General features: G+C 42.3%; 9 protein-coding genes. 6 read left to right on the top strand and 3 right to left on the bottom strand.

Annotated elements, in window-relative coordinates:
- Positions 1-51 precede the first annotated feature (51 nt).
- Both CKW03_RS05620 and CKW03_RS05625 read right to left on the bottom strand, forming a co-directional pair.
- The gene (locus tag CKW03_RS05620) at positions 52-909 is read right to left on the bottom strand and encodes a universal stress protein (protein ID WP_093094902.1); all 858 of its coding nucleotides are present in this window, start codon (positions 907-909) and stop codon (positions 52-54) included.
- 15 nt (positions 910-924) lie between these two features.
- Positions 925-1,764, bottom strand: coding sequence for a universal stress protein (locus CKW03_RS05625; protein ID WP_093094904.1), 840 nt, complete (start codon positions 1,762-1,764; stop codon positions 925-927).
- Between the two features lie 134 nt (positions 1,765-1,898).
- Here CKW03_RS05625 and alaS point away from each other — a divergent pair, with 134 nt between their 5' ends.
- The 5 genes from alaS (at position 1,899) to CKW03_RS05650 (ending at position 10,548) form a co-directional block, all read left to right on the top strand.
- Complete coding sequence (alaS, locus tag CKW03_RS05630) at positions 1,899-4,514, top strand: alanine--tRNA ligase (protein ID WP_093094906.1); 2,616 nt, start codon at positions 1,899-1,901, stop codon at positions 4,512-4,514.
- 5 nt (positions 4,515-4,519) lie between these two features.
- Positions 4,520-5,626, top strand: a complete 1,107-nt coding sequence (locus tag CKW03_RS05635) for a TlpA disulfide reductase family protein (RefSeq protein WP_093094908.1) — start codon at positions 4,520-4,522, stop codon at positions 5,624-5,626.
- A gap of 100 nt (positions 5,627-5,726) precedes the next feature.
- On the top strand, positions 5,727-6,419 hold the full coding sequence (locus CKW03_RS05640; RefSeq protein WP_093094910.1) for a response regulator transcription factor: 693 nt from the start codon (positions 5,727-5,729) through the stop codon (positions 6,417-6,419).
- A 129-nt stretch (positions 6,420-6,548) separates the two neighbouring features.
- Positions 6,549-8,390, top strand: a complete 1,842-nt coding sequence (gene glmS / locus CKW03_RS05645) for a glutamine--fructose-6-phosphate transaminase (isomerizing) (RefSeq protein WP_093094911.1) — start codon at positions 6,549-6,551, stop codon at positions 8,388-8,390.
- Positions 8,391-8,394: 4 nt separating this feature from the next.
- Entirely contained in the window at positions 8,395-10,548 is a 2,154-nt protein-coding gene (locus tag CKW03_RS05650; protein ID WP_093094913.1) for a DUF4954 family protein, read from the top strand.
- 64 nt (positions 10,549-10,612) lie between these two features.
- On the opposite strand, the gene CKW03_RS05655 is transcribed toward CKW03_RS05650, so the two are convergent.
- The gene (locus CKW03_RS05655) at positions 10,613-12,007 is read right to left on the bottom strand and encodes a 3-keto-disaccharide hydrolase (protein ID WP_093097669.1); all 1,395 of its coding nucleotides are present in this window, start codon (positions 12,005-12,007) and stop codon (positions 10,613-10,615) included.
- Positions 12,008-12,131: 124 nt separating this feature from the next.
- Between CKW03_RS05655 and CKW03_RS05660 the strand changes: the two genes are divergently transcribed.
- Positions 12,132-13,547, top strand: a complete 1,416-nt coding sequence (locus tag CKW03_RS05660) for a Gfo/Idh/MocA family oxidoreductase (RefSeq protein ID WP_093094914.1) — start codon at positions 12,132-12,134, stop codon at positions 13,545-13,547.
- Positions 13,548-13,552: the final 5 nt, after the last annotated feature.

Here is a 13,552-nt window from a genome sequence, read left to right on the forward strand (position 1 = left end):
TTTTGGCAACTCAGCCTAAAATATCATGATTTTGTAGTGAAAATCCTATAATTACGCTTTCAAAACCCTTGCGAAGAATGTCGGGATTTGAATGTTAAAGGCCATTTTTTTGATCACATTGGACTCTGTCAATTGTCTGAAGACACTTTTCTTGCTCTTAGTCAAAATCAAGATGTCCACCTGTTCATCCAATAGTACGGAAGTGATTGCTTGTGCAACAGTTTCTTTCTGGCGCATGAACAAAGTTTGTGGTTTGATAATATAAGAGATATCGGAGATGCCCAATTCGCTTTCGATTCTATTGATCCATTCCTTAAAGTCAGCATCAATATCTTTAATGGCTCTGTCGTTGGTATTTACATGGATCAATACCAATCTATAATCTGTTTTGAATAATGGCGCTGCCTGTTGCAGAGCAGTAAGCTCAGCTTCTTTAAAATTGCATAGCAAGGCGATATTGTCCTTTTTATATTCAGTGCAGGTTTCTGGAACGGCCAAGACCGGAGTGGTGGTGTTTAAAATGGTATCATAGGTATTGCTACCGATAAAAACAGCATCTAAGCCAGAAGCGCCTTGTGTACCCATGACAACGGCATCGTAAGGAGTTGCATTGGTTACCGCTTTGATTCCATCGTAGAGATTACCATCCTTAAATATGCTATTCAGCTTCACAGTAGGGAATTCTTGTTGATACTTTGCGATCGTATCTACCATGTTTTGTTCAGCTTCAGGAACTCTAGGGTCGTTCAATGGAGTTTCTCCTTTCACATTGGCATAGGTATTCGAATGGGAAGAGAATACGTGGATCAAGTCGATTTCTTGTCCAGCTTGTTGAGCGACTTGACAAGCGTAATGGATTGCGTTGTCAGAATTCTCTGAAAAGTCAATAGGTATAAGTAGTTTGCTCATGCTGTATAGTTTTATTTATATTTTGTCGAAAAAAGCTGGTTTATTAAGTTCCAAAGCTAGGGCTTTAGAAACAGAACTTTTGAATAACCTTTCGAAGAATGTTTTTCTACTGGGTGTGATCAAGATGATCTGCGGGTTAACCTCGGAGATAACTTTGCTGACCACCTCCGGCACTGAATCTAATTCGATATCCTCTTTATTGATGGATTCTGCGATGGTGTTCACCTGTTCGATGGAGCCCATCTCACGGATATTGAAGGCCCAAGAGTCCAGATCATCCTTAATGTTTTCGGATTTCTGGCTTTCTTTGAACACGTGGATCAAGGTCAAATCCTGCGGTACCCCGATGATTTCCTGAAATTCCTTTAAAGTATCCAATTCGGCCGCTTTAAAGTTAGTTAATAAAGAGACATGGTTTATCTCGAAATTGAAGGGCTGGTTCGGGATGACCACGACCGGTACTTCTGATTTTGAAGCGACAGCAACAGTGGTACTTCCATAGTAAATGGACTTCAACTGGCTTTCACCCGAAGCGCCCATTACGATCATGGCATATTTGCCGGATTGGGATAGTTCTGTCAGTTTGTCGATGATCAAACCTCTGGAGCATTCAATGCTGATATGCAATGTGGGGAATTTCCTGAGCAGCTGTGTCTGCAATTCTTGTATCTTCTGATCTGCCAAGAGGCCAGTGCCATTGGTTTCTTCAGAAGCATTTTCTCCTACTGAGCTAGAAGTGTAGCAATGTAATAGGTGGATGTTGTGTTCTTTTTCCTTAGCGAGCTGGCAGGCATAATCTGCAGCAAACCCGGCATTTTCAGAAAAATCAGTAGGGACAATAATTGTCATCTTCATGAATTATTTTGTTGTGTGTTTTTACAGAGATAAATTTAGGAAAAATATGCGTCATATTAATAAAAATTGGCTTGATTGGCGAGTTTACTCATCAAATTTGAGTAAGTTTGCAGCTAAAATTAGACACGAATTAAATGACTAGTAGAGATATACGTCAAGCCTTTTTAGATTTTTTCAAAAGTAAAGGACATCAAATTGTTCCTTCAGCACCAGTAGTCGTGAAGAACGACCCTACATTGATGTTTACCAATGCGGGGATGAACCAATTCAAAGAATTATTTTTAGGAGAAGCTGTCGCCAAATTCCCAAGAGTGGCTGATACCCAGCGTTGTCTACGTGTTTCTGGAAAACATAATGACCTCGAAGAGGTAGGGATTGATACCTATCACCATACCCTTTTTGAGATGCTTGGAAACTGGTCTTTTGGAGATTACTTTAAGAAAGAAGCCATCGAATGGGCTTGGGAGTTATTGACTGACGTGTTGAAATTAGATAAAGACCGTCTTTATGTGACGATCTTTGAGGGGGATGTAACCGAAGGCTTGCAAAAAGATGAGGAAGCCTTTAACCTTTGGAAAGCACTGATTCCAGAAGATCGTATCCTATTAGGAAACAAGAAGGATAATTTCTGGGAAATGGGTGATACGGGGCCATGTGGTCCTTGTTCCGAGATCCATTATGATATGCGTTCGGATGCAGAGCGTGCTCAGGTAAAAGGTCAGGACTTGGTAAACATGGATGATCCACAGGTGATCGAGATCTGGAACCTGGTATTTATGCAATTCAACAGGTTAAAAGACGGAAGCTTGGTCTCTTTGCCGGCAAAGCATGTGGATACCGGAATGGGGTTCGAACGTTTGGTTCGTGCCATCCAAGGGAAGTCGTCCAACTACGATACAGATGTATTCCAACCTTTGATTCAATTTATTGCTACTAAATCAGGTATTGCTTATGGTACCGATGAAAAGACCGATATCGCAATGCGTGTCTTGTCAGACCATATCAGGGCGGTAAGTTTTGCTATCGCTGATGGGCAATTGCCATCAAATAATAAGGCCGGTTATGTGATCCGTAGGATCTTGAGACGTGCCGTTCGCTATGCCTATACCTTCTTGCATTTCAAGAGTCCTTTTATCCATGAGCTCGTTCCAGTATTGGCAGAGCAGTTTAAAGGGGTATTCGATGAATTGTACCAACAACAGGATTTTGTAGAAAAGGTGATCTTGGAAGAAGAGGTTTCTTTCCTAAGAACCTTGACGCAAGGGATCCAGCGTTTTGAAGCTTATTCTGCTGATCATGACGCGATTGATGGAGAATTTGCTTTTGAACTGTTCGATACCTTCGGGTTCCCAATTGACCTGACCGAATTATTGGCTAGGGAGAAGGGGATGACCGTGGATATGCATGGTTTCCAACAGGCATTATTGGCGCAAAAAGAAAGATCAAGAGCTGCTACAGCAATTGATACTGGCGATTGGGTTATTGTAAATGATGAAGCGGAGAGTGAATTTGTGGGCTATGATAACTTAACAGCAACCACCGAAATCCTAAAATATAGAAAGGTTTCTAGCAAAGGAAAAGATCAATTCCAATTGGTACTTGCTGAAACGCCATTCTATGCAGAAGGTGGTGGTCAGGTTGGCGATAAAGGCTATATCCGTTCTTTAGAGAACAATGAAAAGGTTAGCATCTTAGATACCAAAAAAGAAAATGGACTTTTCATACATTTCGTAAACCAACTTCCATCTGTCCTGAGTGGCGAATTTGAAGCGGTTGTGGATGTTAAGAAAAGAAAAGATACAGAAGCCAATCACTCTGCGACGCACTTATTGCACGCAGCATTGAAGCAAGTCTTGGGCGATCATGTGAACCAAAAAGGTTCATTGGTTTCTCCAGATGTGTTGCGTTTTGACTTCTCGCACTTCTCTAAGTTGACTTATGAGGAGATCAAACAGATTGAGGACATTGTGAATGCAAAGATCCGCCAAGATGTTCCTTTGAAGGAAGAACGTAATGTTCCTTTCCAAAAAGCGATTGATTCTGGGGTTACTGCTCTTTTCGGAGAGAAGTATGGCGACCATGTCCGTGTGATCACTTTTGACGATTCCTATTCCAAGGAGTTGTGCGGTGGTACACACGTTGCAGCAACAGGACAGATCGGTTTCTTCAAGATTCTTTCGGAATCTGCGGTTGCAGCAGGGGTAAGAAGGATTGAAGCGATTACTGGAACTCGTTCCGAGCAAGTGATCCGTGAACATTTTGAGTTGTTAGATAACCTAAAAGAGCTATTGAACAATCCTAAGGATTTTGTTTCAGCCTTGTCGAAAACTTTGGATGAGAACAACGCCTTGAAAAAGGAGATTGAGAACTACGTCAAAGAAAAGTCGCAAGGACTGAAAAATGATATCGAGAAGAAGTTGGAGAAAGTTGGTGATATCAATTATGTCGCTACGATCGTTGACCTTCCTAGTGTAGATGCGGTTAAAACTTTAGCTTATACCTTGAAAGGAGCGATCAATAACCTGTATGCCGTGTTAGGGGCGGTGATTGATGGAAAACCAAGCATCACGGTTATGATTTCTGATGAACTGGCTAAAGAAAAAGGCTTACATGCTGGTAATATCGTACGCGATTTGGCTAAAGAAATCCAAGGTGGTGGCGGTGGTCAACCATTCTTTGCTACGGCAGGTGGTAAGGATGCAGCTGGATTAGAAAGAGCGATTTCAAGATCAAGAGAGTTTATTAAATAAGAAAAATGAAAAAGTTTGCAGTATATATTGGATTAGTGGGTTTGTTGTCCGCTGGTTTGTCTTCATGTTCAAATTCTGATACGATTCAGGTTGGCGGTGTGATCGAGAACCCAGGGAATGTGAAAGTTGTCAGCTTCTACGAAGGTGAGCAGAAATTAGATTCAACATTTATTGCGGATGGCAACCGTTTTAAGTTCGAAAGACCGGCTACCCAAGAAAGGCTGTTGACCTTGGCTGTCGGGAATAATAGATATCCCATTATTTTGGAACCTGGAAAAGCAGTGGAATTCAATGTGAATTTGCAGAATCCAGAACAGTATGAAGTGACGGGTTCGGAGCTGTCCCAGAAGTTAAAGGACTTCGCGGTGCAAAATTCTAGGATTGATTTCGTTCGGGACTCCTTGCAACAGGCTTTTTCAAGTGCTACCAATAATTTAGATGCCAATGGCATCCAAAATCTACGGTCGGAGATGCTCATGAAGTTTGAGCCTTTCTTTAAGAACTATATCGCAGAGGCGGTTTCATTTGCACAAAAGAACAATGACCTCGCTGGTTTTTATGTGATGAGCACCTTGGATCCAGAGATGGCTGAACCGGAACTAATCGCTTATGCCGACCAAATCAAGGAAGAATTCCCGAACAATCGCTATGTAAATGAGTTCAAGACTGAGGTTGATAAGTTGAGGAAGCTGGCTGTAGGTCAGCCTGCGCCAGAAATCGTGGCTTATACGCCGGACAATAAAACCGTAAAGCTTTCAGACTATAAAGGAAAATACGTTTTGGTTGACTTCTGGGCGTCTTGGTGTATGCCATGCCGTGAAGAGAACCCAAACATTGTGAAACAATATAATAACTTCAAAGACCATAATTTTACTGTATTAGGCGTGTCCTTGGACAACAATCCAGGATCTTGGATGCGTGCAATCCAAGATGATCACTTGACCTGGACTAATATTTCAGACCTTCAGGCGTGGAGCTCTCCATTGATCATTGATTATTCCATAAAAGGCATACCTGCATCCTACCTATTGGATGAGCAGGGCGTCATCATTGCTAAGAATTTGAGGGGTAAGCAATTGGAAGATTTCTTAACGAAAACCTTAAAAAAATAAGAATCAATTGTTAAGTCTATTTTAAGGCTTAACAATTTCATAACTTTTGGGTAACTTTATTTTATAATTAAGTATATACCTTAGCAAAAAAACAGCTTATATGGCCAATAATCAAAAGATTCTTGTGGTTGATGACGAGTCCGACATTGTTGAACTCATTTCATACAATTTAACTAAGGAAGGTTACCAAGTATATACCGCTTCTAATGGGAAAGAAGCTATTAAAGTTGCCAAAGAGGTTTTTCCAGACCTAATCATCCTTGATGTCATGATGCCTGAGATGGACGGAATTGAAGCTTGTCGTTTGATGCGCTCCATGCCTGAGTTCAAACAGGTCTTTATGGTATTCCTAACAGCAAGAAGTGAAGAGTATTCCGAAATTGCTGGTTTCCATGTAGGTGCAGACGATTATATTGCCAAACCTATCAAACCTAGGGCTTTAATGAGCCGAATCAATGCGATCTTAAGAAGAAATACCACTGAGGTTATAGATGATCAAGTAACTGATAAACTGGAGATCTCCGATCTAGTGATCGATAGGGATTCGTTCTTGGTATTCCGTGGCGATGAGAAATTTGTATTGGCTAAAAAAGAATTTGAATTGCTATATCTATTGGCCTCCAAACCCAACAAGGTATTTACTCGGGAACAGATCCTGAAAGCCATCTGGGAAGACTCCGTCGTTGTTACCAATAGGACGATTGATGTGCATATCCGCAAACTCCGAGAAAAGATTGGCGACAGCTATGTAACTACGGTCAAGGGAGTTGGCTACAAGTTTGAACTAGAATAAAGAAATTTTAATTACAAACCGGACCAGATTGGTTCGGTTTTTGTTTTTAAAAGCGCGCAATCGTTTGCACTAATATATTTTATATATTTACTCAAAATTTTAAAACTTAAATTAAAACGAGAAAAACATATGTGTGGAATTGTCGGTTACACCGGAACGCGCCAAGCTTATCCCATCGTGATAGACGGCTTAAAGAAATTAGAATACAGAGGCTACGATAGTGCTGGTATAGCGCTTCAACAAGGAGACTCCTTGAAAGTTTACAAAAAGGCAGGTAAAGTCGCTGCATTAGAGGAGTTTGTAGGTGATCAATCCACTGCTGGCACGACAGGAATTGGTCACACCCGCTGGGCAACCCACGGAGAGCCCTCAGACCGAAATGCTCACCCTCACTATTCCAAATCAGGAAAACTCGCCATGATCCACAACGGAATCATCGAGAACTATGCCCAACTAAAGAACGAACTTACGAAAGAAGGATACGAATTTAAATCCGATACGGATTCCGAGGTCCTACTTAACTTCATTGAAGACATACAAGAAAAAAATGAATGTGGTCTTGAAGAGGCGATCCGTATTGCCCTAAAAAGGGTTACCGGTGCCTATGTAATCTTGTTGATCGCTGCTGATCAGCCGGATACCATTATCGCTGCCCGTAAGGGAAGTCCATTGGTGATTGGTATTGGCAAGAATGAACATTTCTTAGGTTCTGATGCTTCCCCGATGTTGGCTTATACCAAAGAGGTGGTTTATATCAACGATTATGAGTTGGCTATCGTAAAGCCTGATGAATTGATCTTGAAAAACCTAGGTAATGAAATCATCACGCCATTTGTCCAAAAGCTGGATCTAGAATTAGCGGCTATTGAAAAAGGTGGTTATGATCATTTCATGTTGAAGGAAATCTTTGAACAACCTACCACTATCGCGGATTCATTAAGAGGTCGTTTGATCTTGAATGAGCATAGAATTATCCTAAGTGGGGTAGATGCTATCCAAGATAAATTGGCGAATGCCCGCAGGATTATTATTGTAGCCTGTGGTACGAGTTGGCATGCTGGCTTGGTTGCAGAATATGTTATTGAGGAATTATGCCGCGTAAATGTGGAGGTAGAATATGCTTCGGAATTCAGATACCGCAATCCGGTAATCAGTTCTGATGATGTGATCATCGCGATTTCTCAAAGTGGTGAAACCGCTGATACCTTGGTTGCCCTTGAACGTGCTAAAGAGCAAGGCGCAACAATCTTCGGTATAGTGAATGTTGTAGGTTCATCCATTGCACGTATTTCCCATGCAGGTTGTTATACCCATGCAGGTCCAGAGATTGGCGTAGCGAGTACTAAAGCCTATACAGCGCAGCTTGCCGTGTTGATGTTATTTGCCTTGAAGTTGGCAAAAGCGAGAGGAACCATCTCCGATGAGCGCTTTGATGAGCTTTGTCAAGAGTTGCACGATGTTCCAGAAAAAGTACAATGGGTATTGGAAAATGAGGTTGACAATATCAAAGCGATCGCTTATAAGTACAAAGATGCTCGCGATGTTCTTTATTTAGGTCGTGGCTATAACTTCCCAACTGCATTGGAAGGCGCATTGAAGTTGAAGGAAATTTCCTACATCCATGCCGAAGGCTATCCAGCTGCTGAAATGAAACATGGTCCAATTGCCTTGGTTGACGAGGAATTGCCAGTTGTTTTCATTGCCAGTAAGGATGCTTACCATGAGAAAATCGTAAGTAATATACAAGAAATTAAAGCAAGAAAAGGAATGGTAATCTCCGTAATGACGGAAGGAGATGAAGTGACTCCAACCATTTCAAATGATGTCATGGTTGTTCCAGAGGCTGATGAAGTTATAGCTCCTTTATTGACGGTGGTTCCATTGCAACTGTTGTCGTACTATATTGGAGTGTACCGTGGTTTAGATGTAGATAAACCAAGGAACTTAGCTAAATCAGTAACTGTGGAATAATATCATGGGATATATAATAAAGATACCATTAAATCGGATTGGGTATGACTTCATACCCGCCGATTATCTACCAAAGGGAAAAGACGAATACTACCTTCGTTTTCAACAAAACAAATCCAACAAGAAATATAGAAACCTGACTGAAGAAGAGGTCCGCATCCTCGAGCTCAATCATAATGAATCTACCGATTGGAATGATGTCCTCGTCACGGATAAATTTCTTCCGAAGCAGATCAAAAGGTCCAAATTCTTTGGCTTGGTGCGTATTGGCGATATGGAAGAGGTTTACCTAGAGTATCGTGATATCCGCTTGCCGGTCGGAATCTACAACTCCCAGATCATTTCATGTGATCTAGGGGATTGTGTAGCCTTGCATCAGGTCCGTTATATTGCTCATTTCATCGTTGGTAACGAGGTGATCCTGCTCAATGTAAATGAAATGGAAACCAGCTCGAATGCTAAATTCGGTAATGGTATCCTGAAAGCGGGTGACCCTGACACAAGCCGGATCTTTCTTGAGCTATGTAATGAGAATGGCGGACGTTCGGTCCTTCCATTTGATGGCATGCAGGCCGCTGACGTCTATTTATGGACTCGCAATCGACAGGATAAAGATTTACAACAACGCTTCTTTGATATCACCAATGCGAAATTCAATGATATCAGAGGCTATTACAGTGAGATCGGCGATCGTACCGTAATCAAGAACTCCCATACCTTCAAAAACGTTAAGATTGGTTCTGATGCTTATATCAAAGGGATCAGTAAACTGAAAAACGTGACGATCAACTCCACTGCGGAGGCCTATACCCAAATCGGTGAGGGTTGTGAGCTGGTTAACGGGATTATTGGCTATGGCTGTAGGGTGTTCTACGGAGTGAAGGCAGTCCGTTTTATCTTATCTTCCTATTCGCAGTTGAAATATGGCGCCAGATTGATCAACTCTTTCTTGGGCGACAATTCTACCATCTCCTGTTGTGAGGTCCTTAATTCGCTTATTTTCCCTGCGCACGAGCAGCACCATAATAACTCCTTCCTATGTGCGGCCTTGATCAAAGGTCAGAGCAATATGGCCGCGGGTGCTACGGTTGGATCCAACCATAACTCAAGAGGTGCAGATGGAGAGATTATCGCAGGTCGTGGTTTTTGGCCAGGACTATGCGTAAGCTTAAAGCACAATTCCAAATTCGCGTCTTACACCCTGATTGTAAAAGGCGATTTCTTACATGAACTGGATATCAAATTCCCGTTTTCGTTGGTGAGCAATGATGTCACCCATGATCGCTTGATTATCGTTCCGGGCTATTGGTTTATGTACAATATGTATGCATTGATGCGTAATACCAATAAGTTCATCAGTCGTGATAAGCGTTCTTTCAAGAACCAGTATTTCGAGTATGATATCTTGGCACCGGATACCGTCAATGAGATCTTTACAGGAATCAAGGAAATTGAGAACGCTGTAAGCAAATCCCTGAATACCGAAAATCCACTAGAATGGTTGAACAGTAAAGACAAAGCAGCCGAGGAAATCTTCTTGGACAATGCCGAGTTCTCTAAGCGCAAGGCGGTTCTATTGAAGCCAAAAGAAGCTTATCAATTATTCAAGAAGTTGGTTCGTTATTATGCGATCTGCCAGGTATTGGAGCATGTTGATCCAAAGGAATTCAAAGATAGCATCCAGACCTTGACCGAATCCGACTTGAAGCGGGAGGAATTTGAAAATGTAGGCAGCCAATTGGTTCCAGTAAGTAAATTGGACCAGCTCCTACAGGACTTGAAAGACAAGAAAATCAATTCTTGGGATGAGATGCATAGCAATTACCACCGATTGAGCGATAGCTATATCCTTGATAAATTAAAGCATAGCTTGGCTTCTTTACAAGAGGTTACCGAAACCGAAACTTCCGACTGGAACGCTGATTTCTGGAGCCATCTTTTTGATGAGGCCTTGGAAACCAAGAAATGGATCTGTGATGAAATCTATAATTCCAGAAGCAAGGATTACATCAATCCTTTCCGCTTGATGGTCTATGAAAATGAAGAAGAGATGAATGAGGTGGTGGGCCGATTGGAAGACAATAGTTTTATCAATCAGCAGAGCGCTGAATTCGCAGGATTCCAAAAGAAAATCCAAGCTTTTAAGGCTCAATTCTAGAGCTCGTTATAAAAAGGAAAAGGACCGAATGCATTTCGGTCCTTTTCCTTTTTTATATTATTTTCTAAAATTCTTTAATCTTAATGCTCCTAAATGCAACGGCATCACCATGATCCTGCAAAAGGATATGTCCTTGTTCCGCCTCGCCAAATTTATCCCAATCTTTGTACTTACTACCGGCTACCAGTTTCCTGAAATCTTCCGAACCTCTCACAAAATCCAACATCTTGAAGCCATTTAGGTAATAGGTGACATGATTATCCGGCGTAACCACGATTCTGCCGCGGTTCCATTCCCCAATTGGTTTCCTAGGTCTTGGATTGCGATCCGAAGTGATCAAGTCATACAAGGAAGCCAAGGTACGATTGCCATCTTTTCCCAATTTTGCATCGGGATGCAATTCATCATCCAAGATCTGATATTCCGGACCGATGGCAGAACCTGCTGTTTTTTCGTCTAGGGTTACAAAGTATTTCACGCCTGAATTAGCTCCGGGAGTCAGTTTAAAATCAAAGGAAAGGTCAAAAGCCTTGTACTGTTTATCGGTCACGATATCACCACCATTGGTCGATTCTGCGCCATCCGATTTCTGCACTTCAATCAGGCCATTTTCGATCTTCCAACCCTTTTCAGGAAACTTATCACCACGTGCACTATGCCAGCCTTGGCTATCCTTGCCATTGAACAGCAAGCTATATCCAGCGGCCTTTTCAGCTTCCGACAGGTCATTGGCACGGGTATTCACCACATACACATCCTTAGGGAATTCTTGGGGCTTCAGGTCTTTGGTCTGAATGCGGATATTCTTAAAATATACCTTCTTACCATCCAGTGAATCTGGAATGGCATGCACCTGTAGTGCAATAAATCCAGCATCATCCAAGCTGTCTACCACAAAAGCTGCTGGTACACCATTCACCCAAGTCCTGGTTTCATTGCCGATGGCCTCGATCCGGTAGTGGTTGAATTCATTCGGTTTATATGCTGTTTTCGCATTCGGGTTTAGGTCCAATGGGTACAGCCATTCTCTACGGCCTTCATCATAGATTCCCCCGGTCCAAGCTCTAGCAGTTGGATCGATGTCCATTTGGCGACCATAGACCCTTCCAGCGCCGTTGTTGGCGGTTGAATCAAAATGGCTTCGGGTCTGAACACCCGAATTGGTGGTGCTGCCTTCCAGTTTGACATCCAGTTCCAATATAAAATCGCCATATTCCTTATCCGTTACCAAAAAGGAATTTGGCGTACCCTTAGTCATTACTCCAACGATCGCATCATCTTCAACGTGATAATCTGCCTTTCCAGCCAAAGGCTTCCAGCCGTTCAGGTCCTTGCCATTGAACAGGTTTTCCCATCCATCCGCACTTTTATTTGCTTGCTGGCAGGAAATTGTCAATGAACTCAATAGAAGAAGGCCGAATGTGGATTTAAAAACAGATTTCAAATAGGTATTTCTCATCATAATATGTCTTTATTGTAACAGGTTTATGGATTAATGTCCAATAAGGTGACTGAAATTAGGATTTTTTTTTAATTTTAAGCTAATCATTCATGTAACATTCGTAAACCTAAACATATTACAGATGAATCATCATTTTTCAAGAAGAAGTTTTTTAAAGAAATCCATTATCGCTGGAGGAGCCTTGACGATGGCTAGCAGTCCGTTGGGAAATATCTTGATGGCCAAGCCAAATGAACGGGTCAACTTGGCGGCAATAGGGATCGGAAATAGAGGTGGAGAAATCCTGATGGATCTGTATAAAACGGGTTTATGTAATATTGTTGCACTATGTGATGTGGACATGGGGGCTAAACATACAGAAGCTGCCATCAAGCAATTTCCGGATGTTCCACGTTTTCAGGACTTCCGCCAGATGTTCGATAAGATGGGTAACCAGATCGATGCGGTGACGGTAGGAGTGCCAGATTTTTCCCATTTCCCGATCACTATGATGGCGCTGGACCTTGGAAAACATGTGTACGTGGAAAAACCGATGGCCCGTACCTTTTTGGAGGTGGAGCTGATGATGGAAAAAGCTAGGAAGAACCCAAAATTGGCAACCCAGATGGGTAACCAAGGACACTCCGATGCCAATTACTTCCAGTACAAGGCATGGACCGAGGCGGGGATCATCAAGGATGTCACCCAGATCGTCGGCCACATGAATATGCCGCGCAGATGGCATGGATGGGATGTCAATATCAAGAATTTCCCGCCAGCGGAGCCAATTCCAAGCACCATTGATTGGGATCTTTGGCAAATGCAGACCATCGGACATAATTACAACAAAGACTTTATCAATGGGCAATGGCGTTGCTGGTTCGATTTCGGAATGGGAGCCTTAGGCGATTGGGGTGCACATATCCTCGATACTTCCCATGAATTCCTGAAATTGGGCCTTCCGACAGAGGTAGGAGCAGAGATGCTGGAAGGGCATAATTCCTTCTTCTTCCCGATGTCATCCACCTTAAAATTCAGCTTCCCTAAACGCAAGGGCATGCCAGCCTTGGATATCATGTGGTATGATGGCATCAATAACTTGCCTCCAATTCCAGAAGGATATGGCGTATCGGGTCTAGATCCGAATATTCCGCCACCAAGTACCGGAAACCTGGAGCCTGCCAAATTAAACCCTGGAAAGATCATTTACGGAAAAGACCTTACCTTTAAAGGAGGATCACATGGCAGTACCTTATCGATTATTCCAGAACAAAAGGCAAAGGATATCGCAAATAAACTACCAGTAGTTCCGGAATCACCTTCCAATCACTTTGCAAACTTCCTGAAGGCTTGTAAAGGCGAGGAAAAGACACGTTCGCCGTTTGAAATCGCAGGTCCATTGAGCCAAGTTTTCTGCCTTGGGGTGATCGCACAGCGCTTGAACGGAAAATTTAAGTTCGATCCTGTCAAAAAAGAGATTACAAATGATAAATTTGCAAATGCACTCTTGATCGGACCGCCACCTAGAACCGGTTTCGAACAATACTATAAAGTTTAAAATAA

Source organism: Sphingobacterium mizutaii (assembly GCF_900187125.1).
Classification (GTDB): Bacteria; Bacteroidota; Bacteroidia; order Sphingobacteriales; family Sphingobacteriaceae; genus Sphingobacterium; species Sphingobacterium mizutaii.